At 65.4% G+C, this 21,232-nt stretch carries 23 protein-coding genes; 11 read left to right on the top strand and 12 right to left on the bottom strand.

Annotated features, from left to right (window positions below):
• Positions 1–113 precede the first annotated feature (113 nt).
• Positions 114–2,387: a TonB-dependent receptor gene (locus FMZ75_RS09170; protein WP_166142358.1), complete on the bottom strand. Its 2,274-nt coding sequence runs from the start codon at positions 2,385–2,387 to the stop codon at positions 114–116.
• Positions 2,388–2,491: 104 nt separating this feature from the next.
• On the bottom strand, positions 2,492–2,950 hold the full coding sequence (nikR, locus tag FMZ75_RS09165; protein WP_166142356.1) for a nickel-responsive transcriptional regulator NikR: 459 nt from the start codon (positions 2,948–2,950) through the stop codon (positions 2,492–2,494).
• A gap of 188 nt (positions 2,951–3,138) precedes the next feature.
• On the opposite strand from nikR, the gene FMZ75_RS09160 reads away from it, so the two are divergent.
• Positions 3,139–4,257, top strand: a complete 1,119-nt coding sequence (locus FMZ75_RS09160; RefSeq protein ID WP_246728873.1) for a HupE/UreJ family protein — start codon at positions 3,139–3,141, stop codon at positions 4,255–4,257.
• A gap of 44 nt (positions 4,258–4,301) precedes the next feature.
• Here the strand turns inward: FMZ75_RS09160 and FMZ75_RS09155 are convergent, their stop codons facing one another.
• Complete coding sequence (locus FMZ75_RS09155; protein WP_036292732.1) at positions 4,302–4,484, bottom strand: hypothetical protein; 183 nt, start codon at positions 4,482–4,484, stop codon at positions 4,302–4,304.
• A gap of 140 nt (positions 4,485–4,624) precedes the next feature.
• On the opposite strand from FMZ75_RS09155, the gene FMZ75_RS09150 reads away from it, so the two are divergent.
• Positions 4,625–5,329 (top strand): RluA family pseudouridine synthase, encoded by a 705-nt coding sequence (locus FMZ75_RS09150; RefSeq protein WP_166142354.1) that lies wholly within the window; start codon positions 4,625–4,627, stop codon positions 5,327–5,329.
• A 159-nt stretch (positions 5,330–5,488) separates the two neighbouring features.
• Positions 5,489–6,118, top strand: coding sequence for a GDSL-type esterase/lipase family protein (locus FMZ75_RS09145; protein WP_166142352.1), 630 nt, complete (start codon positions 5,489–5,491; stop codon positions 6,116–6,118).
• Here FMZ75_RS09145 and FMZ75_RS09140 read toward each other — a convergent pair.
• From FMZ75_RS09140 to FMZ75_RS09125, 4 genes are all read right to left on the bottom strand, one after another.
• Positions 6,084–6,518 (bottom strand): heme-binding protein, encoded by a 435-nt coding sequence (locus FMZ75_RS09140; protein WP_036292728.1) that lies wholly within the window; start codon positions 6,516–6,518, stop codon positions 6,084–6,086. The genes FMZ75_RS09145 and FMZ75_RS09140 overlap by 35 nt on opposite strands.
• 72 nt (positions 6,519–6,590) lie before the next feature.
• On the bottom strand, positions 6,591–8,261 hold the full coding sequence (locus tag FMZ75_RS09135) for a mucoidy inhibitor MuiA family protein (RefSeq protein ID WP_166142350.1): 1,671 nt from the start codon (positions 8,259–8,261) through the stop codon (positions 6,591–6,593).
• A gap of 102 nt (positions 8,262–8,363) precedes the next feature.
• On the bottom strand, positions 8,364–9,635 hold the full coding sequence (locus FMZ75_RS09130) for a cytochrome-c peroxidase (RefSeq protein WP_166142348.1): 1,272 nt from the start codon (positions 9,633–9,635) through the stop codon (positions 8,364–8,366).
• A 123-nt stretch (positions 9,636–9,758) separates the two neighbouring features.
• A complete protein-coding gene (locus FMZ75_RS09125; RefSeq protein WP_166142346.1) occupies positions 9,759–10,253 on the bottom strand; it encodes a DUF2165 family protein in 495 nt (164 codons plus the stop codon).
• 81 nt (positions 10,254–10,334) lie between these two features.
• Here FMZ75_RS09125 and FMZ75_RS09120 point away from each other — a divergent pair, with 81 nt between their 5' ends.
• The 3 genes from FMZ75_RS09120 (at position 10,335) to FMZ75_RS09110 (ending at position 12,153) form a co-directional block, all read left to right on the top strand.
• Positions 10,335–10,979: a GDSL-type esterase/lipase family protein gene (locus FMZ75_RS09120; RefSeq protein ID WP_166142344.1), complete on the top strand. Its 645-nt coding sequence runs from the start codon at positions 10,335–10,337 to the stop codon at positions 10,977–10,979.
• An 84-nt stretch (positions 10,980–11,063) separates the two neighbouring features.
• Positions 11,064–11,555, top strand: a complete 492-nt coding sequence (gene lysM, locus FMZ75_RS09115) for a peptidoglycan-binding protein LysM (protein ID WP_166142342.1) — start codon at positions 11,064–11,066, stop codon at positions 11,553–11,555.
• 169 nt (positions 11,556–11,724) lie between these two features.
• On the top strand, positions 11,725–12,153 hold the full coding sequence (locus FMZ75_RS09110) for a DUF3617 family protein (RefSeq protein ID WP_207783358.1): 429 nt from the start codon (positions 11,725–11,727) through the stop codon (positions 12,151–12,153).
• Positions 12,154–12,157: 4 nt separating this feature from the next.
• On the opposite strand, the gene FMZ75_RS09105 is transcribed toward FMZ75_RS09110, so the two are convergent.
• Both FMZ75_RS09105 and pyrE read right to left on the bottom strand, forming a co-directional pair.
• Complete coding sequence (locus FMZ75_RS09105) at positions 12,158–12,490, bottom strand: cytochrome c (RefSeq protein ID WP_246728869.1); 333 nt, start codon at positions 12,488–12,490, stop codon at positions 12,158–12,160.
• 12 nt (positions 12,491–12,502) lie between these two features.
• Positions 12,503–13,096, bottom strand: coding sequence for an orotate phosphoribosyltransferase (gene pyrE, locus FMZ75_RS09100; protein WP_166142340.1), 594 nt, complete (start codon positions 13,094–13,096; stop codon positions 12,503–12,505).
• A gap of 310 nt (positions 13,097–13,406) precedes the next feature.
• On the opposite strand from pyrE, the gene recA reads away from it, so the two are divergent.
• The 3 genes from recA to FMZ75_RS09085 all read left to right on the top strand — a co-directional run bounded on the left by recA (position 13,407) and on the right by FMZ75_RS09085 (position 18,066).
• A complete protein-coding gene (gene recA, locus FMZ75_RS09095) occupies positions 13,407–14,486 on the top strand; it encodes a recombinase RecA (protein WP_161912649.1) in 1,080 nt (359 codons plus the stop codon).
• Positions 14,487–14,740: 254 nt separating this feature from the next.
• Positions 14,741–17,407, top strand: coding sequence for an alanine--tRNA ligase (gene alaS / locus FMZ75_RS09090; protein WP_166142338.1), 2,667 nt, complete (start codon positions 14,741–14,743; stop codon positions 17,405–17,407).
• A 230-nt stretch (positions 17,408–17,637) separates the two neighbouring features.
• Positions 17,638–18,066, top strand: coding sequence for a universal stress protein (locus FMZ75_RS09085; protein ID WP_108917840.1), 429 nt, complete (start codon positions 17,638–17,640; stop codon positions 18,064–18,066).
• Positions 18,067–18,082: 16 nt separating this feature from the next.
• Here FMZ75_RS09085 and FMZ75_RS09080 read toward each other — a convergent pair whose 3' ends face one another.
• On the bottom strand, positions 18,083–18,526 hold the full coding sequence (locus FMZ75_RS09080; protein ID WP_166142336.1) for a hypothetical protein: 444 nt from the start codon (positions 18,524–18,526) through the stop codon (positions 18,083–18,085).
• 52 nt (positions 18,527–18,578) lie between these two features.
• Positions 18,579–19,070, bottom strand: a complete 492-nt coding sequence (locus tag FMZ75_RS09075; RefSeq protein ID WP_166142334.1) for a Spy/CpxP family protein refolding chaperone — start codon at positions 19,068–19,070, stop codon at positions 18,579–18,581.
• A 387-nt stretch (positions 19,071–19,457) separates the two neighbouring features.
• Between FMZ75_RS09075 and FMZ75_RS09070 the strand changes: the two genes are divergently transcribed.
• Entirely contained in the window at positions 19,458–20,075 is a 618-nt protein-coding gene (locus FMZ75_RS09070) for a transglutaminase-like cysteine peptidase (protein ID WP_142861847.1), read from the top strand.
• A gap of 42 nt (positions 20,076–20,117) precedes the next feature.
• On the opposite strand, the gene FMZ75_RS09065 is transcribed toward FMZ75_RS09070, so the two are convergent.
• Positions 20,118–20,645: a gamma carbonic anhydrase family protein gene (locus FMZ75_RS09065; RefSeq protein WP_166142332.1), complete on the bottom strand. Its 528-nt coding sequence runs from the start codon at positions 20,643–20,645 to the stop codon at positions 20,118–20,120.
• Between the two features lie 240 nt (positions 20,646–20,885).
• On the opposite strand from FMZ75_RS09065, the gene FMZ75_RS09060 reads away from it, so the two are divergent.
• Complete coding sequence (locus FMZ75_RS09060) at positions 20,886–21,146, top strand: hypothetical protein (RefSeq protein ID WP_166142330.1); 261 nt, start codon at positions 20,886–20,888, stop codon at positions 21,144–21,146.
• The last annotated feature ends 86 nt before the right edge of the window (positions 21,147–21,232 follow it).

Genomic DNA, 21,232 nt, shown 5'->3' with positions numbered 1-21,232 from the left:
AATCACTCTAGCGGATCGCTGCGGCGCGCAAAAAGCCGCCCAGCGAAACGCTCAGCCTAGCCGAGCTTTCCGCGGGGCGCCAGATCGGTGCGAGAAACTGATGCGACCGCAGCTCAGAAGGGCAGCGGGCCGGTGATCGACACGCGCACGGCCGGCGGCTCCATCGGCTTGAAATGACGGCCCATCACGCCGACCGAGCAGACATTGCCCGGCGCGACGCCCGCCTTGCACAGGCCATAGAGCGGATCGGAGGGGATCAGCGATCCATAGCCATAGGTGATCATGTCGGAGCGCGAATTGGTGACGTTGAAAGCGTCGGCCTGAATGCTCCAGCCATTGTCGAAGCGATAGCCGGCGCGCAGATTGAGCGTTCCGGTCGCCGGCGATTTGAAGGCGCCGTCCTCGGTCAGCGGGCGCTCGCCGAGATAGCGATAGCGCAGCGCCGCGAAGGGGCCGGTCGTCTCGCCCACTTCGATCTGGCCCATGGCGACGATGTTGGGCGAATCGGGAATGTAATTGCCGGGCGCGTTGCCGACATAGGTTCCATATTGGAACGAGCCGGGCTGCAGAAGATCGATCCAGGCGAGCGCCTGCTGCTGGTCGACGCCGCGGAAACGCGCATGCGACAGCGAAACGCTGCCCTCCATCCGCAGCCAGGAGGTGGGCGTGTAGTGATTGATGATTTCCACGCCATAGCGCCGGCTCGGCCGGCCGAAGGCGGTGCTGCCGGAATCGCCCTCGAACTGATTCTCAGAATCATTGTTCAGCCACCAGAAGGCGACCGAGGATTCGAGCCCCTCGAGCAGGCGCGTGGTCCGCACGCCGATCTCGGCGCCGCGCTGCTTCACCAGCAAGGGAATGGACGCGACATTCGAGCCGTCGGCCGGGCTCAGCCGGGTCACGGTTCCGCGCGCGTCGGTCGAATGCAGCCCCTCGCCGAAATTGAGGAAGAGCTCGGTCTGCTCGAAGGGGCCGATGACGACGCCCACCTTCGGGCTGCCCATCGTCGCCGATTTGGAGCCGCTGTTCCAGGGGCCGGTCCAGATCGGATCGCCATTGCCGTCCTTGGGCGCGGAGAGCGGATCTTGAAGGCTGCCGACGCTGGCGGCGAAATAGTCGAAACGCACGCCGCCTGTGGCGCGCAGCCAGGGCGTGAAGCGGACCGTCGTGTCGGTCCAAAGGCCCACGCTGCCTTCCGCGACATGGCTGTTGACGACCGTGTCATAGGGCTGGCGCCGCCATGTGTCCTGCAGGCCGACGCGAATATTGTCGTAACGGCTCTCGAAGCCGATGCGCGATTCGATCGGCAGGCCGGCGACCTCGTATTTATAGGCGTGCTGCGCGTTGACGCCGAGCACTGTGCGCCGGTCGAACTGGCGGAACTGATCGCCTATATCGGGATGCGACAGGAAATAGGTGAAGTTGTTGTAGAGATCGAGCGTCGAGCGGATCGCGTAGGCTTCCACGCGGGAGGAATGCGGGCCTTCCGTCTGGCTCCAGCGCGCCGAGAGGCTGAAGCGCGAGGCGTCGCCGCCGTCGGTGCTGTCGATATTGCCCCACAGCGGAAGGACGTTGCCATAGACGGCGCGCGATGGGATCTGGTCGGTGGAGAACCAGCGATTGGCGTAGGCCATGGCCGTGATCGAGAGGCCGTCCTCCTGCGTGCCGCGCGACCAGCGCAGCACGGAATTGATCTTGCGCATCTCGTCCGGCCGCGTCCACGGGCCGCTGTATATGCTCGATTCGATGGCGGTGAGCAAATTGCCGCCATTCACCTCGAAGCTGTCGACGCCGAGCAGTCGCCCATAGGCGAAGCTGCCGCCCGTCGCCCGGAAGAAGCCGTGATCGAGCTTGTCGATATATTGCATATCGACCGAGCCGGCCGAGGAGAAATCGCCCTTGTCGGCGTAATAAGGACCTTTGCGGCCGACGACGGAGGAGAGCAGCTCCGGGATCAGGAAATTGGCGTCCGCATAGCCCTGGCCGTGGCCATGCGTGCGCATGTTGATCGGCATTCCGTCCAGCGTCAGCGAGAAATCGGTGCCGTGGTCGAGCTGGAAGCCGCGCAGAAAATACTGGTTCGCCTTGCCCTCGCCGCTGTGCTGCGTGACCGAGAGGCCGGGCACGATCTCGAGCGCCTCGCCCGGACGGGCGAAGGGAACGGCGTTGACCTGCTGGCCGCTGAAGACGGTTTCGCTGGCCGCCTCGACCCGCACCTTCGCCTTTTGCGCATCGTCCGAGCGCGCGGCCGCCGCCGCCGGCGTCGCGGCCGCGATGGGCGCGCCGACGTCTATGTCCGGGAGCGCCTCCTGGGCGATGGCGGCGGCGCCGAAAAGGGCGGTCGCCAGGGCCAATGCCGAAACTTCGCCAACTCGCCGGCCAATCATCTCCGCCCCCTCGTATGATTTTTTTATTATCAGATCATACGAGTGCGGCCGTGGCAACGACCCGCTTACGGATTTACCCGCAGCGTTGCATTTGTGTCACAGCCTCAGGCGTGGCTGTGGCCGTGGTGGGGCTTTTGCGTGGAGGCGCTCTCCGGCGCATGCGCCTCGGCGGGCGCGACGACGAGCTGGCCGTAGCGCACGCCGCGCTCGCCGATCACATGTCGGGCGAAATGCTCCACCTCGGATTTGCGGCCGCGCAGCAGCGAGACCTCGAGGCAGGTCTCGGCGTCGACATGCACATGCAGGGCGGCGATGGAGAGGTCGGCGTGGCTGTGATGGTCGTGCATCAGCCGCTTCGACAATTGCCGCGTCTCGTGATCGTAGAGATAGACGAGCGCGCCGATGCAAGGGCGGTCGCCGCCGTCGGCCTCGGGCTTTTTCAGTAGGCCCGCGCGCACGAGATCGCGCACCGCCTCCGAGCGATTCTGATGCCCGCCGGCCTCCATATACTGGTCGAGAGCGGCCATGAGATCGTCGTCGATGGTCATGGTGACACGCTGCATATCGGACGCTCCCCTCGCGGCGGTCCCGGATTCCAATGAAAAGCTCCGGCCGCATCTCGTTGTTTTTACCCGTCCAGGCGCGGCCCCGCAATCGCGCGCGGGCCGAGCGGCGCGCGGTCTTGTCCATTTTCGCGGCGTCGGGCATTGTCGCGGCCCCGCCCGTCAGGCTTGCCCGGAGTCCTTCGAAAATGAGCTGGTCGTTGAAATGCTTGCCGCTCGTCGTCGCCGCATTGCTCGCATCGATCGCGCCGGCCTTCGCCCATACGGCGGATATTTCCACCGTCAAGATCACGCCCGAGAAGGACCATTCCTATCGGGTCGACGTCGGCTTTCTGGCGACCGATCTCGAGCGCATCTTCTCGCAGACCATGGCGGAGCGCTCCGGCGTCGAGCTATCGCAGCCCGGTGTGCTGGAGGCCGAGATCGGCAAGCTGATTCAGCGCCGGGTCTCCATGCATGACGCCGATGGCCACGCCTGTTCCGGCCGCGTGGACTATTCCGGAGAGGACCCCACCAATGCGGACAGCGCATTGGTGACGCTGACGTTCGACTGCGCCAGCGTTTCCGGCCAGATTTTCTACGACGCGAAAGAGCTTCTGGCGGCCGCGGGCTCCAAGGCCAAGCATCTCGTCACGCTGACCGGCGCCAACGCCGGCGAGACCATGCTCTATCCCGCCGATGCGCCGCTCGATCTCTCCAAGCCGCTGGAGACGGTGTGGCAGCTGATGTGGAAGTTCGTGCAGGCCGGCGTCGAGCATATTCTCACCGGCTACGACCACATTTCCTTCCTCATCGCCATTCTTCTCTGGGCGACGCGCGTGTGGCCGGTGGTGAAGATCGTCACCGCCTTCACCGTCTCGCATTCGGTCACTCTGTCGCTGGCGGCGCTCGATATCGTCACGCTGCCCTCGCAATGGGTCGAGGCGGCGATCGCCGCATCGATCATCTATGTCGCGGTCGAGAATTTCTTCTCGCGCCGCGTCGATGGACGCTGGCGCGACACGTTTCTCTTCGGCTTTGTCCATGGCTTCGGCTTCGCCAGCGGGCTGAAGGAGCTGGGCGTGCCGGCGAATGCGGTGCTGCCGGCGCTCGCCTCCTTCAACATAGGCGTCGAGCTCGGACAGGTGGCGATCGTGCTGGTCTTCGTGCCGGCGCTGCTCTTCATCGACAAGCAGACCGGCGGCAAGCGCAGCCCGCAGCTCGTCTATGCGCTGTCGGCGGCGATCGCGCTGCTCGGCGCCTATTGGCTGCTGGAGCGCGTCGGCGCGCTGGATTTCGTGCTCGCGCATCTTGGCCATTCGGCCTGAGCGCGGCGGCTTCGCGCAGCCGCGCTCCGTGTCGCTCGGCCGGGTCACTTGGTGACGATGAAGGACCCGAGAATGCCGCCGAGCAGCGCGCCGATGATCACAGTTCCGATCGCGGCGGGAAAGCCGACGACGCCAGCGCCCATCACGGCGCCGAGCACGGCTCCGACCCCCGCGAAAATATAAGCGTTCCGCGTCATCAGGCGGTCGACTTGGTCTTCTTCGGCCATGGTGCTCTCCGTTGTTCTCTATCGCTGGCCCTCGGGAGAAGGGCTGGCTCCGCATGTCTCTAGCTAGCGCGCGCCACACGGCGGCAAGGGCGGGACGCCTTCCCTCACGCGAAATCGCCGATTCGATCAGGATGACGCCCATGACACCGGATGATCTCGTCTCGCGCCTCCTCTATCGGGACGGGCTGATGCTCGTCGTCGACAAGCCCGCCGGCCTGCCCGTGCATCGCGGCCCCAAGGGCGGCGAGAATCTGGAGGACCATTTCGACGCTCTGCGCTTCGGCCTGCCGCGCGCGCCGGCGCTCGCCCATCGGCTCGATCGCGACACCTCCGGCTGCCTCGTGCTCGGCCGCCACCGCAAGGCGCTGGAGCGGCTCGGCAGACTGTTTCACGACGGGCGCATCAAAAAGACCTATTGGGCGATCGTCGAAGGCGCGCCTTCCGCGGAGGAGGGCCATATCGACATGGCGCTCGGCCGGCTCGATTCGACGCGCGGCTGGTGGATGCGGCCCGATCCGCTGGGCCTGCCGGCGCAGACGGATTGGCGCGTGCTGGGCCGCGCTCGCGACGCGCAGGGCAATGATCTCGCCTTCCTCGAGCTGAGGCCGCAGACCGGCCGCACGCATCAGCTGCGCGTTCATTGCCAGGCCATGGGCTGGCCCATGCTCGGCGATCCCGTCTATGGCCATGGCAAGCGCGAAGGCGCGCCGCCGCTGCATCTTCACGCGCGCGAGATCGACATTCCGATGCGCGAAAACAAGGAGCGCATCGTCGTGCGCGCCCCGGCGCCCGCGCATATGCGCGAAGCGCTGGCGCTCTGCGGATGGCGCGCGGAAGGAGAATGAAAATTCTCCCTCTCCCCGCGCGAGCGGGGAGAGGGCCGGGGTGAGGGGCTCGGGGCGTTTTCCGTTTGTGGCTCATGCCCTGGCCCCTCATCCTCACCTTCTCCCCGCGAGCGGGGAGAAGGAAGCGGCGACGCCGCGCAAATCTATCCGGGGGCGCGCATGACCACGCCGGTTCGCATCTGCTTTTTCGGCGACAGCCTCGTCAATGGAACCGGCGACGATGATGGTCTCGGCTGGGTGGGCCGGCTCGTCTCGCGCGAGCGCCGGGCGGGGCGAGACGTCACCGCCTATAATCTCGGCGTCCGCCGCGACACCAGCGCCGATATCGCCGCGCGCTGGCGGGAGGAGGCGCGGGGTCGTCTGCCGGAAGATTGCGACGCGCGTCTGCTGTTTTCCTTCGGCGCCAATGATTGCGTGGAGGAGGAAGCGGACCGCGCGCGCGTTCCGCTCGAGGAGACGCTGGCCAATGCGAAGCAAATGCTGCGCGAGGCCGTGCCGCTCGCGCCCGTATTGATGGTCGGGCCGTTTCTGCCCGGCGCCGCGCGCATCGATCGTCTGTGCCCGCAATTGCAAAAGCTCTGCGCCGAGCTGCGCATTCCCTATATCGAGATGCGCGGCTTCGCCGCGAGCTGCGGCGTGCTTCTTCAAGAGGCGGCCGCCGGCGACGGCGCCCACCCCAATTGCGGCGGCTATGCGGCGCTGGCCGATTTCATCGGCGCGGCGCCGCAATGGCGCGCGTGGCTCGACCGCGGACTCACGTTCGCCAAGGATGCGCCGGCAGATCGCTGACGCCGACGACGGCGACGCCGGCCTGCGCGACGGCATGGTCATTCTCCACCGAGCTGCCGCTGACGCCGATCGCGCCGACCAGCACGCCATCCTCATCGACGATGGGCAGGCCGCCGGGGAAGGTGATGAGCCCGTCATTGGAATGCTCTATGCCGAAGAGCGGGCCGCCCGGCTGCGACAGCTTGCCGATCTCGCCGGTCGGCATTCCGAAGAAGACGGCCGTCTTCGCCTTCTTGATCGCAATGTCGATGCTGCCGACCCAGGCGTCGTCCATGCGATAGAAGGCTTTCAGATCGGCGCCGGAATCGACGACGGCGATGCACATTTTCGTGCCGAGCTCGGCGGCGCGCTTGCGCGCGGCGGTGATGGCGGCCTCCGCCGCGGCGATATTGACATGCATCAGGGACTCTCCTCGTCGCGCGAGCGCCGCGACACCACACAAATGGCTACGCCGAAGTCCCTTTCAAGTCCGTCATCTCTGCGCGATCGGCGCCGGCTGTGTCACAATGTCGCGCTCCGCCGGCCATTTGACCCGATAGGCGAGGCGCAGCTCTTTCGTCTCGCCGGGCTTGGCGTCGAAGCTCCAGGCCATCACGCCGCGCTTGTCCGCCACCTGCTTCGTCGTGGGCGCGGTGGTCTGTGGCAGCGTCTCCACCGTAATGGCCGTGTTTTCGGAAAAAGGCGTTCGATCGACCACCGTCACCGGGACGACGAAATCATGCAGATTGCGAATCGTCGTCTTGAAGTCGCGCGTCTCATATTTGGTCTGGCCGAACCAGCTCGGCTCGTTTTCGACGCGCTTGACCGGCGCGCGCGTCACCTTGATCTTGTCGTCGGCGCCGAAGCCGAGCTCGACCGCCTCGCCGGGCGCGACGAAAGCGATGCGGCTCTGCCCGACATGAACGCCGTCGCGCTGCACGGCGACGGGGCCGGGCAGCAGCGGCGCGTCCTCGTCATTGACGATGCGCGCCTCGAGAAAGGCGGTCGGATCTTGCGCCGGCGCGATATGCGCGGCGAGCGTCGGCTCGATGCGGCGCGACGAGAGAATGAAGCTCTTCGAGCTTCCGTCGCCGGGCACGCCGACGCGGCCCGCGATGTTGAAGCTGGCCTGATAGGCGTTGGATTCGAGCGTCGCCGTCTGCTGTTCCAAGGGGACGGGCGCGGGCGCCGAAGCCCTGGCGTCGGCTCTGCGCAATTGGCGCTCGGGCGCTGCGGCGACCGGAGCGGCGAGCTTTTCCGCATAGAGAACGGGCGGCTCGTAGAAGCCGACGCGCTGCGGCTGCACATCCGGCGCCGATGCGCTGCGATGCGCACGCGTCGTCGAGACGGAGAGCGCGACGTCGCTCCAATCCTCGCCCGTGTTCTGCGTCACCGCGGCGCGACGGGTGAGCTCGATCTGCGGCTTGCCGTCCTTGCCGCCGGTGTCGAGCCGCGCGTCATAGGCGGGCCGCCAAGAGGCGCCGGAGACGAGATAGGTGAGCGTCAATCGCAGCTTTCCGCCGCTCGCCGATTCTACGGCGATCGCGACCTCGCGCGCCGGGCGCTGCATTTTGCGTTCGCCGCCTCCCGCTTCGAGCGCATGAATCTCATCGTCGAGATCCTTGGCCCTGGCGCGCGCCGTGCGTAATTCTTCGCCGGTCTTGGCGAGCGCGGCGCCGATCGTCTCGAAAGCGGCGTTCCATTCGCCGATCGCGAGAGGGCGCGCCTCGGGCCCGAGCTTCTCCGGCCCGGCCTGTGAATAGCGCGTGATCATCGCCTGCTTGCCGGCGAGCGCATCCAGCGTCGCCTGCAGGCTCTCGCGCGCCCGGCGCAATTGCTTCAGCTTGATCTCGATCGCCGTATCCGGCGCGCGCGCATCCGCCGGAGCGAATCGCGTCTCGACGGCGCCGATCGTCGCACGGCCATCGGCTTCGCCCAAGACGCGCAGCGAATCGGCGTCGAGCCCGGCGGGCAGGTTCGCGAGCACGATGGTCGAAGCCCCCGCGGGAAGATCGATCGTCGCTCTGCGCGTCACCGTCGCGGCGTCGGGATGGACGACGACGCCGTCGACCGCCGAGGCCGCCTCGATGATCGTCTCCTTCGCCCATGCGGAGGACAGCGCGATCGATGATACGCAAACGAGAGCGGAAACACGAAGCCGCATGGGGCCGCCTCCTCGAGGAAAGACGGCGCCATCCGGCCCGATGCTTATGTCCTTTTCGCGGCGGAGCCGGCGCTTCGGCCGGAGACGTTCTGTTTCTCGGCTTTATTTCTCGGCTCTGGCGACCGGCGCGGGCCGATCGGTCAGCGTGCGCAGAAAGGCGACGATGGCGTCGATCTCGCCTTCGTCGAGCCGCGGCGTTTCGCCCGGCTTGCGATCATAGGGAACTTCCTTGACGTTCACATTGTCGTGGAACTTTTGCGGCAGATCGTCGTATTTCGCGGTCGCGCCGTCCTTTTTCGGATACCAGCGCGCAGGGTCGGTGTCGCGCGTCGCATAATAGGCGACGACATCGCGCAGGCTGGCGAAGACGCCATTGTGCAGATAGGGGCCGGTCACGGCGACATTGCGCAAGCTCGGCGCCTTGAACTGGCCGCAGAGACTGTCGATGTCGAAGCCTTTCGGCGCGATCTTCGCGAGGCCCTCGCGCTTGCAGAGGCCGAGATCGACAAAGGCCGGGTCTTTGTTGTCGGGAATGGCGGCGTTGCGCGGCGCGCCCAGCGCGTCATAGCTGAAATCGGTGAACAGCCAGTCTTGCGGCCGGCGCGATTTCTCCTCGCCGACATGGCAGGCGAGGCAATTGCCCTTGTTCTTGTCCTTGAACAGAGCGAAGCCCTTCGCTTCTTCAGCGGTCAATTTCTCGCGTCCGCGCAGAACATCGTCGAATTTGGACGAGAAGGGATGAAAGCGCGCGCTGCTCTCATAGGCGGCGACGGCGCGCGCCAATTTATCGAAAGCGGCGTCGCTGTCGAAAATCTTCGCGCCATAGACGCGCCGCGCGAGATCGGCATAGGCGCCGGATTTGATCTTCTCGACGACGGCGGCTCTCGACGGATTGTTCATCTCGCGCGGATTGAGCAGCGGCCCTTCCACTTGCGCAGCCAGATCATCGGCGCGTCCGTCCCAGAATTGGCCGCCGGCGGGAACGAGCTCGGTCGCGCCGGTCTCCTCGTCCTCCTTCTTCATGAAATGAAAGCGCGGGCTGAAGGAGACGTAAGCGAGCGACGGCGTCTTGCGCGTTCCGAGCGCATCCGGCCGGCTGCCGCGCGCCAGCGCCGTGATGGGCGAGCCGTTATTGCCTTGAAACGCCTTGGCGGGATCGTGGCAGGAGGCGCAGGAGAGGCCGGCGGGCTCGGACAGGCTCTTGTCCTCGAAAATCCGCTTGCCCAGCAGCTCGCGCGGCGTGAGGCCGGCTTCATCGGCCGCCCGCGCGTCGCTCGTCGTCGATTCGAAGCTCGCCGCCGGCGCGGCCGCGGCGAGCAGAAAGAAAAAGGCGCGCGACACTATCGAGAGGCGCGATCGAATGGCGAGCGCCATTGAGAGTCTCCGATCGGGAGAGCGGACTCTCCGAATGAGCGAGGCGCGCGAAATCTAGTGAAGAGGCGCTAATTCCGTCAAACTCCATAGATTGGATCGCTTCCAAACAATGCTCTCGCCGCTTCAGCCGCGCGGGGGCTCCGGCTGAGCGACGAAGAGCAGGATGAGGCCGAGCGAGCCGATGAATCGAAACGCCGGCTGCTGGAAGTTCCAATCAATGGAACGCCACATTTGGAACCATTCGCCGCCGATGATCATGAAGCCGAAAAAATAGAGCGCGAAGCCGAGCGCGAGCCCGCCTATGGCGCATTGCTTCGCCGTTTCGAAGCGCGCCGCATCGCCCTTTCGTGCGCCAAAAAGCCGCAGCGCGCCATAGAGGCAGAGCGCCCCATAGGCGAGCTCCGTCGCGATGATCCCGGCATAGAGCAGCCGCTGCAGCGTGTCGGAGAGAATGGCGCGGCTCATCAGCGCGGCGTCGGCGTGAGTCGTGTCCATGGAGACGACATGGCGAAGGACCTCGAAATTCGTGCCATAATCGAAAATATTGCCGAGCCCGGTGACGAGGCCGAGCAGGCCGGCGCAGGCGGTGAGCAGGATCTTGGCGATGCGGGCGATCATGCGTGGGTCCTCCCCGGAGTCGATTCCGATCTATGTCCCGCCGATGACGCGGGCGAGGCGGCGAGGGCGATGATCGCGACAGTGACGCAAATTCTTTTCATTTTCGTCTTTCTCCTGCTGCTCCTCGGCGCGCTGCTCGTCGTCTCCGACGCCGGCGCGCGGCGCGCCTTTCGTATCGCGCTGCATCGGCGGGTCGCGCGTCTGCGGCCGCCGCGCTACGCTATTGTCGGCGACAGTCTCGCGGCGCAATGCGATTGGCGCCCGCTCCGTCGGCGTCCCTTCGACGTGCTGCGCCTTTCCCTCGGCGGCGCGACGCTGAAGGATATAGGCGCGCAAATCGTCGAGGCGCGCATGATGGGCGCGCGCTGCTTCGTCATCGACGGCGGCTTGAACGATCTTCTCTTCGACGCGGCGCCGCTCGCGCAGATCGAAAATGATTTTCGTGCGCTGCTGCGCCGCCTGCCGGAGGATGCGCGCGGCGTTCTGATGCTCGCGCCCCATGTCGCCGATGCGGCGATGGCGCCGCGCATAGACGAGATCAATGCGCTGATGCGCGCGCTCGCCGAGGCGCGCGGGCTCGCCGCCGTCGATCTCGCGACGCAGCTCTCGCACGAGGGCGTGCGGCTGCCGGAGATGACCGATGACGGCCTGCATTTCTCGCCGCTCGCCGCGAAGCTATGGGTGCGGGCGGCGAAAGAGCGCCTTCTTCGCGATGGGCTCGCCTGAGCGCGGCGCGCCCTATGTAACGCGGCGCGGGCGCAATTCCACCGGCGCTCGCGCTCACGCCAAAGCGCGAAGGAGGTCGAGAAAATGGGTCTCTTCAATTTCTGGAACAACTCGAAGAGCGGCGACAAGATCGACAAGAATGCGCCTTCGCCCAAGGGCGCGACCGAGAACGCCGCTGCGCCCGCCGATGAGCTGAAGAAGGAGATCGAGAAGAAGGGTCTCGACGCCTCCAAGATCGAAATCTCGGTCGAGGGCGACAAGGTGAAGCTCGGCGGCAAGGCGGCCTCCACCAGCGACGCCGAGAAGATCGTGCTCGCCGTCGGCAACACCAAGGGCGTCTCGCAGGTCGAGAGCAATATCGTCGTCGGCAAGCAGGAGACCGAATCGCTCTTCTACAAGGTGCGCCAGGGCGACACGCTGTGGAAGATCGCCGAGACGCAATATGGCCAGGGCAAGGGCGGAAAATACGAGGAGATTTTCGCCGCCAATCGGCCGCTGCTCTCCGATCCCGACAAGATCTATCCCGGTCAGGTGCTGCGCATTCCCAAGGCCCAAGGCGCCGCCGGCCAGGCCTGATCTCTGTCGCGCGGCCTCCTTCGGGAGGCCGCGTCATGCGGGAAAAATAGGGATGCGCGCGCGGGAGCTATTCTCGAAATCGCGCGCGATATCGAAAACGAATTGCCTCGCAAAGGCGCGCGTCACATATTCCGCGCGGTATAAGATCATCGGTCATCGAGGCGAAGAGTTGAACCTCCATACTGTGTGTCGCGCGACGCTCATCGCCGTGATATTGCCGCTTGCCGCGAGCGCGTTGGCGGATAGTCTCCCGCAGCGTCGGCCCGGCTTCTGGCGCATAAAGACCATATCGCCGGAAGTGGGATTGCAGGCGCATGACGTCTGCATCGAGGCGAGCGACGGCCTGCTCGGCGTTCCGCAGGACAATTGCACGAAGCCGACGGTCGAATCCGCGCAGGGCGGCGAGGTCATCGTCACCTTCTCATGCGATCTCCATGGCGCGCGCGAAGTGACGAGTCTCTTGTTCACCGGCGATTTCTCGAGCTGGTATCGCGCGCAATCGAAGACGACGCTCACGCAAAAGAGCGGCGTCACGCGCGAGCGCTCCGGCTTCACGATCGACGCGAAATTTCTGCAGCCCGAATGCCCGAAGCCGTGACGCCTCAACGCTTGGGCGCGAGGCCGACGATATAGGCGGAGAGCGAGTCGATCTCATCCGGCGTGAGGATGAGATTGGGCATGTTGCGATGCGAGCTGCGCAGAAAGACCTTGATCGCCAGCTCCGTCGTCGACGGCATGCGCGCCACATCGACGAAGCTCGGCGCCTTGGCGGCCTCGTTCTCGGCCGGCGTCTTCTCGTCTATGCGGTGACATTCGACGCAGAGCGAGGCGGCGAGGCGTCGCCCGGCCGTCGGATCGCTCGATTGCGCGGCCGCGGGCGCCGCGACGGCCGTGGAAGCGAATAACGCAAAAATCATCGGCTTCGGACAAATCATGTCGCAGCTCCTCTATATGGTGAAGTCGCTCCGCTTGAAGATCGACGCCAGCGTGATTCCCTTTTCGGCGAGCTTTTCCGCGGCGCCTTCCTCGCGGTCGATCACCACCAGCGCGCGCGTCGCTTTCGCCTCTGGATGCTCTTCCGTCATGCCGGCGATGGCCTCCAATATAGAGCCGCCCGTCGTCGCCACATCGTCCACGATCAGCGATTCGCCGCCCTTGGGCACATAGCCGTCGATACGCTCCTTGGCGCCATGGCCCTTGGCCTCCTTGCGCACGAAGAAAGCCTCGACCGGCGCGCCTTTGGGAAAGCTCACCGCGGCGATGGCCGCCACCATGGGCACGGCGCCCACGGCCAGCCCGCCGACGCCCTTTATCCCCTGCGCCCTCATATAGTCGACGACGATATCGGCGATGAGATACGCGCCCTCCGGCAGCATGGTCGTCTGGCGCAGCTGGAAGAGATAATTGCTCTTGCGGCCCGAGGAGAGCGTGAAATCGCCGCGCAGCAGCGAATGCGTGTCGATCAGCCGATGCAGCCGCCCCCAGCGCGGATCGGCGGGATCGAGAACGGCGTCGGGACGGGAAGCGCGCAAATCGCTCATTGGCTGTCGAAACTCCGCTGTCGATAGAAGAACGGCGCCTTGCGCCGGCTCGCGTCCCTTACGCCGAGGAACTCGCGGACTTCAAGCCGGTTCCTTCCCTCGGCCCGCGCCGGCGCGGGAGGCGGGGCGAAAAATGCAAGCGGAACAAAAAAAGAACTTGGCGAAGAGAACAAATGCGATACAATCTGCCCATCCGATCTTCGCGTCCGATACCGGTCCGATCCTCACAAGTCTTTCACCGCTCTTTCGCTTCAGGGCCGCATCTCGCGTTGCGCCTGCCGCCCGCCCCGTGCCAGAAGGAATCATCGCCGTGAGCCAAGCCAATCTCCGCCTCGTGGAAGGAACATCCGTGGACAAGACCAAGGCGCTGGACGCCGCTTTGTCGCAGATCGAGCGGGCCTTCGGCAAAGGCTCGATCATGCGGCTCGGCAAGAATCAGAAGGCCGTCGAGATCGAGACGATCTCCACCGGCTCGCTCGGGCTCGACATAGCGCTCGGCGTCGGCGGAATGCCGCGTGGCCGCATCGTCGAGATTTATGGGCCGGAATCTTCGGGCAAGACCACTCTGGCGCTGCATGTGATCGCCGAGGCGCAGAAGAAGGGCGGCGTCTGCGCCTTCGTCGACGCCGAACATGCGCTCGATCCGGTCTACGCCCGCAAGCTCGGCGTCAATCTCGAGGAGCTGCTGATCTCCCAGCCCGATACGGGCGAGCAGGCGCTGGAGATCACCGACACGCTCGTGCGCTCCGGCGCGGTGGATGTGCTCATCATCGATTCGGTCGCCGCGCTGACGCCGCGCGCCGAGATCGAGGGGGAGATGGGCGAGGTGCAGCCCGGCCTGCAGGCCCGCCTGATGAGCCAGGCGCTGCGCAAGCTCACCGCCTCCATCTCGCGCTCCAACACGCTCGTCATCTTCATCAATCAGATCCGCATGAAGATCGGCGTCATGTATGGCTCGCCGGAGACGACCACGGGCGGCAACGCCTTGAAGTTCTACGCTTCCGTGCGTCTCGACATTCGCCGCATCGGCTCCATCAAGGACCGCGACGAGGTCACTGGCAACCAGACCCGCGTGAAGGTGGTCAAGAATAAGGTGGCCCCGCCTTTCAAGCAGGTCGAGTTCGACATCATGTATGGCGAGGGCGTCTCCAAGGTCGGCGAGTTGATCGACCTCGGCGTGAAGGCCGGCGTCGTCGAGAAATCCGGCGCCTGGTTCTCCTACGACAGCCAGCGACTCGGCCAAGGCCGCGAGAACGCCAAGACCTTTCTCAAGCAGAACAAAGAGGCGGCCGAGCGGATCGAGCAGGCGATCCGCGAAAATTCCGGCCTCATCGCCGAGCGCATTCTCGACGCCGGCGGCGAGGGCGAGGGCGACGGCGCCGAGGACTGATCGCAGACAGCGAACGCCCACCCTCCCCTTCAGGGGGAGGGTCGGACGGCGCAGCCGTCCGGGGTGGGGTCGCGGCGCGAAGACTTCCGAAGCGTCATCCCCTTCCGCGAGCCGCGCCGCCTGTTCCACTTCGCGGACAAATGCTCTAGAAGGGCTCGGTTCGCGCCGGGCCTTTTCCTTTTCCCTGCGACGGTTACGGCCGAGCGCGCGTTCGATGGCTTTTCGAGCCGAACAAGCGGGCGACAAGAACCGATATGAGTGGCGTCAACCAGATCCGTTCGACCTTCCTCGACTATTTCTCGCGCAATGGACACGAGAAAGTCGCATCCTCGCCGCTCGTCCCGCAGAACGACCCCACGCTGATGTTCACCAACGCCGGCATGGTGCAGTTCAAGAATGTCTTCACCGGCTTCGAGAAGCGCCATTACGCGCGCGCCACCACCGCGCAAAAATGTATGCGCGCCGGCGGCAAGCACAATGATCTCGACAATGTCGGCTATACGGCGCGGCATCTGACCTTTTTCGAGATGCTCGGCAATTTCTCTTTCGGCGATTATTTCAAGGAAGGCGCCATAGAGCTCGCCTGGAATTTCGTCTCCCGCGAGCTGGCCCTGCCGCGCGAGAAGCTGCTGGTCACCGTCTATCACGACGACGACGAAGCCTTTTCGCTGTGGAAAAAGATCGCCGGCTTCTCTGACGATCGCATCATCCGCATTCCGACCGCGGATAATTTCTGGAGCATGGGCGACGTCGGCCCCTGCGGCCCTTGCTCCGAGATTTTCTTCGATCAGGGCGACAGCGTCGCCGGCGGCCCGCCCGGCAGCCCGGACGAGGATGGCGATCGGTTCCTGGAGTTCTGGAACCTCGTCTTCATGCAATATGAGCAGACCGCGCCGGGCGAGCGCGCGCCGCTGCCGCGTCCCTCCATCGACACGGGCATGGGCCTCGAGCGAATCGCCGCGCTGCTGCAGGGCGTGCAATCGGTCTTCGAGGTCGATCTCTTCCGGCGCCTCATCGGCGCCGTCGCGGAGGCGACAAGCGTCGATTCCGCCGGACCACAGGCGGCGAGCCACCGCGTCATCGCCGATCATCTGCGCGCGTCGGCCTTTCTCGTCGCCGATGGCGTGACGCCTTCGAATGAGGGCCGCGGCTATGTGCTGCGCCGAATCATGCGCCGCGCCATGCGCCATGCGCAGCTTCTCGGCGCCGCCGAGCCTTTGATGCATCGCCTCGTCCGCGAGCTGGTTTCCGAAATGGGCCTCGCCTATCCCGAGCTGACCCGCGCCGAAAGCCTCATTCGCGACACTCTGCTGACCGAGGAGACGCGTTTCCGCCAGACTCTCGTGCGCGGCCTCTCGATCCTCGACGAGGAGAGCGCCTCGCTCACGGCCGGCGCGAGCTTCTCCGGCGAAACGGCGTTCAAGCTCTACGACACTTACGGCTTTCCGCTCGATCTCACCGAGGATGCGCTGCGACCGCGCGGCATCGTCGTCGACAAGGCCGCTTTCGAGACCGCCATGGAGCGCCAGCGCGCCGAGGCGCGCAAGGCCTGGGCCGGCTCTGGCGAGACGGCGACCGAGGCCGTCTGGTTCGCGCTCGAGGAGCGTCTCGGCGCGACGGAGTTTCTCGGCTATGATCGGGAAAAGTCCGAGGGCCAGATCGTCGCCCTTCTCCACGAAGGGGCGGAGACCTTCCGGCTCGAGACCGGCGCGCGCGGCGCCGTGCTGCTCAATCAGACGCCCTTCTATGCGGAGTCCGGCGGCCAGATCGGAGACATCGGCGTGATGCGCGCCAAGGGCGTGCGCTTTCGCGTCACCAACACGCAAAAGAAGGTTCACGGCCTCTTCGTTCACGAGGGCGTGGTGGAGGAGGGCGCGCTCACGCCGGGTCTCGCGCTCGAGCTCGAGGTCGAGCACGCTCGCCGCAACGCCGTGCGCGCCAATCATTCGGCGACGCATATTCTGCACGAGGCGCTGCGCCGCGTGCTCGGCGATCATGTCGCGCAAAAGGGCTCGCTCGTCGCGCCGGATCGGCTGCGCTTCGACTTCACCCATCCCAAGCCATTGACCGAGGAAGAGATCGCCGCCGTCGAGCAGATCGCCAACGAAGTGGTGCAGGACAACGCCCCGGTCGAGACCCGGCTGATGGGCCAGGACGAGGCCATTCGTTCCGGCGCCCGCGCTTTGTTCGGCGAAAAATATGGCGACGAGGTGCGCGTCGTCGCCATGGGCCATGCGCCCGTCGACGCCGATCGCGCCTTTTCCGTCGAACTCTGCGGCGGCACGCATGTGCGCCGCACCGGCGACATCGGCCTCATCAGCGTCGTCTCGCAGGGCGCGGTCGCCTCGGGCGTGCGCCGCATCGAGGCGAAGACGGCGGAAGGCGCCCGCGCGCAGCTCGTCTCCGAGGCCAAGGCGCTGCGCGAGATCGCCGCTCTCGTCCGCACCTCCGTCGAGGAAGCCCCGGCGCGGCTGGCCAGCCTCATCGAGGAGCGCAAGACTTTGGAGCGCGAGCTCGCCGACGCCAAGCGCAAGCTCGCCATGGGCGGCGGCGGCAATGGCGCGGCGGAGCCTGTTCGCGACGTCGCTGGAATCAAGCTGTTCGCCAAAGCCGTCGGCGGCATAGACGCGAAGGATTTGAAGTCCCTCGTCGACGAGGCCAAGAAGACGATCGGCTCCGGCGTCGTCGCCATCGCCAACGCCTCCACGGACGGCAAGGCCGGAGTTGTCGTCGGCGTCACCGCCGATCTCACCGCCCGCTTCAACGCCATCGATCTGGTGCGCGCCGCTTCCGAGAAGCTCGGCGGCAAGGGCGGAGGAGGGCGGCCCGATCTCGCCCAGGCCGGCGGTCCCGACGCTTCGGCGCTCGATGCGGCGCTCGCGGCGGTCGAGGAGACGCTCCGCCAAAAGGCCGCGCAGTGAAGCCGAGGGCGATCGCGCCGGCGTCACTCGTCTCCTAAATATTTTCCCGCAGCGCAATCGCGAGTCGGACGCCATATAATCGGCTGGCGGCGCGCCGGCCGACGTCGTCCCATCGTAAGAGGCCGCGCGACGTTCGGTCGCGCGCTCGAGCGCTAAAAACGCCGGAGCGCGAGCCTTACATCACGATCTCGGGGCCATGATCGGTTGGTTGCCCGAGCGGAGGAGCGCCCATGCATGAGAAAATCCTCATTCCCCTCGATTTGACAGAGCCGGAGCTGACGCGCCTCGCGCTCGACGAAGCGCTCGCATTGGCCAAAGGCCAGGCGCAGCCCGAACTTCGCCTCGTCAATGTGCAATCTCTCGTGCCGGTGGCGTTTCTCGATTACATCCCGCCGAATTTCGACGAGGAATTGCGCACCGCGGCGGAGCAGGAAATCGCCGATGTCGCCGCCAAGCTCGACTATCCCAAGAACAAGGTGACGACAGTGGTGCGTTTCGGCGCCATCTATCCGGAGGTGCTCGCGGAAGCGCAAGAGTGGGGCGCCGATCTCATCGTGCTCGGCTCGCATCGGCCGGCGATGTCGACCTATCTTCTCGGCTCCAACGCCAAGACGATCGTGCGCCACGCCAAATGCTCGGTGCTGGTGGTGCGGCGCTGAGCGCGCCGGCCGCCTATCAGTTCTTTCTCTCTTCCCTGGCGCGCAGCCGGTCCCGCACGCAGTCGCGGATATAGGCGCGCAGGCTCCCTCGCTCGACGCCGCGCGCCGCCGCCTCCTGGCGGCATTGCTGGCGCTCGACGCGGGTCGAGACGCGGCCGAAATAGCAGCGACCCAAAAAAGCTTCGCGCTCGGGGCCGCCGAGGCCGCGCTCATTGGCGCGCCCCTGGCAGGCGTGACGAATGCGTCGCGCCTCGAATTTGGTCAGGCGCTTGCGCGCTTGCGCCGGCTGCGCCGATTTTCCGGCGAGCGCCGGCGGCGCGGCGGGCTCGAAGGTCGGCGGCCTGTCGGGGCCGTTGGCGGCGGAGGCCGCAGGCGCGAGCGCCATCATAGAGAGAACGCAGGCCAAAAGAACCCGAAGTCCCCCACAGCGCGCGGCGCGGGCGTCCGAAACGGATTTCATTCCCTGCGTCCGACGAGGGGAGGGGGCTGCGGCGAGCGTGCGCATGGAAATTCTAGCCATTTCGGTCCGGGCGAATTCCGCGGCGGCGGAACAGGTCATGAGCGCCGAGCACATCGCGCGGCATGACGCGATCCGCTGTGCGTCGCTGCTCGACGGACAGAGAGGCGAAGAAGCTCGTTTCGGCGTCGGCGAGCGCGCGTAAATTCTCCACATGGCGGCTCAGACGATCGGCGCGCGCGCGGAGCGGCTCGCCGGGATCGCGCGGCGCGCCCTCCCGATTGCGGTCGATCGCGGCGGCGACGATGGCGGCGTCGCGGTCCCGAACCACGACATGCAATTGCTCCGCGAAAGTGGAGAACAGCCGGTCCTGCTCGCCCGAGAGGCGCAGGGCGAGCCGCCATTCGTCCATATGGCTCTCGAGCGGGCTGCGGCGCGCGACAAAGGGATTTTCCGCCACACGGTTGAGCGGCTCGGCGATCGGCGCGTCGCAGACGACGAAGGCGAGAAAGCTCGCCGCCAAGGCAATTGCAAAGCGCAGCAACATCGTCGTCGAACCCCGATGGAAACCCGGCTTGAGTTCTTACGCCGCCTTTGAGACCGAACCATGGCCGCCGCCGTGATTTCCCCCGCCGCCGCCGAGGCGAGCCCGTTAACGACGAATAGGGCTCCGGCGTTAACGAATGGGCCCCGCGAGGGCAGGCGTGGCGCCTCGAACGATCCGCGGCGGCCCCTCGGGCGGCCATCGATATCGCATATTTTCAATAGCATATCGAAAATACCGCGAAATTTCGCCTATTTCGGGCGCAATTCGTTATACTTACGAAAAAACCCATAAAATCTAAACGTGTTCGCTGAAAAACTGAGCTATCTACTTACGGAGCGGGCAAAACAATAAATCTATTCTCGTCTTCACATCGGGGAGACGACGAGAATGTTGCGTAGAGTGGCGAGACTGACGATGAGCGCGGCGCTGGCCGGCGCATTCTCCTTCTGGGGAGCGCCTGCGCGCGCAGCCTCCGAGCCCCTGCTCCATGCGGCTCTCGGAGCCGAGACCAGCGTCCCATACGGATGGCTGGACTTTTGTCATCGCTATCGCGGCGAATGCGACGTCGACGCCTCCGCTCCGCGCGATATCGATCTCACCGCCAAGGCCTACAAGGACCTCCAGCGCATCAACGCGAAGGTCAATCACGCGATCGAGCCCGTCTCCGACATGGAGCATTGGGGCGTCGTCGATCGCTGGGACTATCCCACCGACGGCAAGGGCGATTGCGAGGATTATGCGCTGATGAAGCGCCGTCTGCTGGTCGAGCTCGGCTATCCGCGCGCCGCGCTGCTGATGACGGTGGTCAAGGAGAAGAATGGCGACGGTCACGCGATTCTGACCGTCAAGACCAATCGCGGCGAGTTCGTCCTCGACAATATGAACGACGCCGTGCGCCCTTGGACCAACACGCCCTATCGTTTCGTCAAGCGGCAGTCGCAGCTCGATCAGAATGTCTGGGTGGCGATCGACGATCCGAACGCGCCCCGCTTCGCCGCGCGCTGAGCCGGCGGTCGGCGCGCCCCTGCGAAGGGCGCGCCGGGACGGTCAGATCGCCTCCAGCCCTTTCGCATAGCGCTCGGCGTTCTCGACATAATGCTTCGCCGATTCGAGATTGCGCGCCAGCGCGCCCTCGTCGAGCGTGCGCACGACGCGGGCCGGCGAGCCGACGATCAGGCTGTTGTCCGGGAATTCCTTGTTTTCCGTCACCAGCGAATTGGCCCCGACGAGGCAGTTGTGGCCGATTTTCGCGCCATTGAGGATCGTCGCGCCCATGCCGACGAGGCTCGCCTCGCCGATGACGCAGCTGTGCAGAATGACGCCATGGCCGATGGTGCAATCGGCGCCGATGGTCAGCGGAAAGCCCATATCCGTATGGAAAATGCAGTTGTCCTGGACATTGGTGCGGGCGCCGACGGTGATCCATTCATTGTCGCCGCGCAGCACGCAGCCGAACCATATGTTGGCGTCTTCCTCGAGCTGCACGCGGCCGATGATCCGAGCGTCCGGCGCGACCCAAAAACGGCCGGAAGCCGGCACGCGCGGCGCGACGCCGTCGAGCTTGTAGAGCGGCATGATCCTCGTCTCCCGCGCCCCTTTCGGCGACGTCTCGGAGAGACGCGCAGGGGCTTCGCCGGACTTTCTAGAGTTTTTGCCGCGAAGAGGAAACCGCGTTATGGGTCGGTTTGAATTTCGCCAATGCGCCAGAAGCGGTCATTGCGGTCGTCGCAAGACTCTCTATTCTCCGACATTACGAAAAACAGAAAACAAGTGTCGACCAGTTGGCAGTTTCGCGACAAAAATGCTGGAGACGTTATGCAAGACGATATCACCGTATCTCTTTCGCCAGTCACTTCGGGCGATCTGAGCGAAATAGACGGTATATTCGATGATCTCACCAACTACTCTCTGCGTGTCGATGGTGTCTCGAAACGCAGTAATGCGGCCCATGAGTTCTTGAATGCTCTCCCGCCCGGATTCGAACCGCGCCACAAATATGCATTTTTGGCAAAGCGTGGAGGGGTGGCTGTCGGGCTTCTAGATATCGTCGAGGTCGTGCCCCCACCGGTGGTGTAGCAGCTCGGGAGCAAGCCGCTTGCGACGCGCGCTTTTCATAGCGCCGTAGCGAGCGAGCGGCTTGCGGCGGCCACCGGCGATTCTCC

The sequence above is a fragment of the Methylosinus sp. RM1 genome (assembly GCF_011378635.1).
Classification (GTDB): Bacteria; Pseudomonadota; Alphaproteobacteria; order Rhizobiales; family Beijerinckiaceae; genus Methylosinus; species Methylosinus sporium.
Note: the sequence above shows the minus strand (reverse complement) of the source record. Positions and strands in the feature narration are given on the sequence as shown.

Coding starts and splice junctions, on each gene's coding strand:
- FMZ75_RS09170 (WP_166142358.1), bottom strand. CDS start 2,387: ATGATTGGCCGGCGAGTTGGCGAAGTTTCGGCATTGGCCCTGGCGACC.
- nikR (WP_166142356.1), bottom strand. CDS start 2,950: ATGCAGCGTGTCACCATGACCATCGACGACGATCTCATGGCCGCTCTC.
- FMZ75_RS09160 (WP_246728873.1), top strand. CDS start 3,139: ATGAGCTGGTCGTTGAAATGCTTGCCGCTCGTCGTCGCCGCATTGCTC.
- FMZ75_RS09155 (WP_036292732.1), bottom strand. CDS start 4,484: ATGGCCGAAGAAGACCAAGTCGACCGCCTGATGACGCGGAACGCTTAT.
- FMZ75_RS09150 (WP_166142354.1), top strand. CDS start 4,625: ATGACACCGGATGATCTCGTCTCGCGCCTCCTCTATCGGGACGGGCTG.
- FMZ75_RS09145 (WP_166142352.1), top strand. CDS start 5,489: ATGACCACGCCGGTTCGCATCTGCTTTTTCGGCGACAGCCTCGTCAAT.
- FMZ75_RS09140 (WP_036292728.1), bottom strand. CDS start 6,518: ATGCATGTCAATATCGCCGCGGCGGAGGCCGCCATCACCGCCGCGCGC.
- FMZ75_RS09135 (WP_166142350.1), bottom strand. CDS start 8,261: ATGCGGCTTCGTGTTTCCGCTCTCGTTTGCGTATCATCGATCGCGCTG.
- FMZ75_RS09130 (WP_166142348.1), bottom strand. CDS start 9,635: ATGGCGCTCGCCATTCGATCGCGCCTCTCGATAGTGTCGCGCGCCTTT.
- FMZ75_RS09125 (WP_166142346.1), bottom strand. CDS start 10,253: ATGATCGCCCGCATCGCCAAGATCCTGCTCACCGCCTGCGCCGGCCTG.
- lysM (WP_166142342.1), top strand. CDS start 11,064: ATGGGTCTCTTCAATTTCTGGAACAACTCGAAGAGCGGCGACAAGATC.
- FMZ75_RS09105 (WP_246728869.1), bottom strand. CDS start 12,490: ATGATTTGTCCGAAGCCGATGATTTTTGCGTTATTCGCTTCCACGGCC.
- pyrE (WP_166142340.1), bottom strand. CDS start 13,096: ATGAGCGATTTGCGCGCTTCCCGTCCCGACGCCGTTCTCGATCCCGCC.
- alaS (WP_166142338.1), top strand. CDS start 14,741: ATGAGTGGCGTCAACCAGATCCGTTCGACCTTCCTCGACTATTTCTCG.
- FMZ75_RS09085 (WP_108917840.1), top strand. CDS start 17,638: ATGCATGAGAAAATCCTCATTCCCCTCGATTTGACAGAGCCGGAGCTG.
- FMZ75_RS09080 (WP_166142336.1), bottom strand. CDS start 18,526: ATGAAATCCGTTTCGGACGCCCGCGCCGCGCGCTGTGGGGGACTTCGG.
- FMZ75_RS09075 (WP_166142334.1), bottom strand. CDS start 19,070: ATGTTGCTGCGCTTTGCAATTGCCTTGGCGGCGAGCTTTCTCGCCTTC.
- FMZ75_RS09070 (WP_142861847.1), top strand. CDS start 19,458: ATGTTGCGTAGAGTGGCGAGACTGACGATGAGCGCGGCGCTGGCCGGC.
- FMZ75_RS09065 (WP_166142332.1), bottom strand. CDS start 20,645: ATGCCGCTCTACAAGCTCGACGGCGTCGCGCCGCGCGTGCCGGCTTCC.
- FMZ75_RS09060 (WP_166142330.1), top strand. CDS start 20,886: ATGCAAGACGATATCACCGTATCTCTTTCGCCAGTCACTTCGGGCGAT.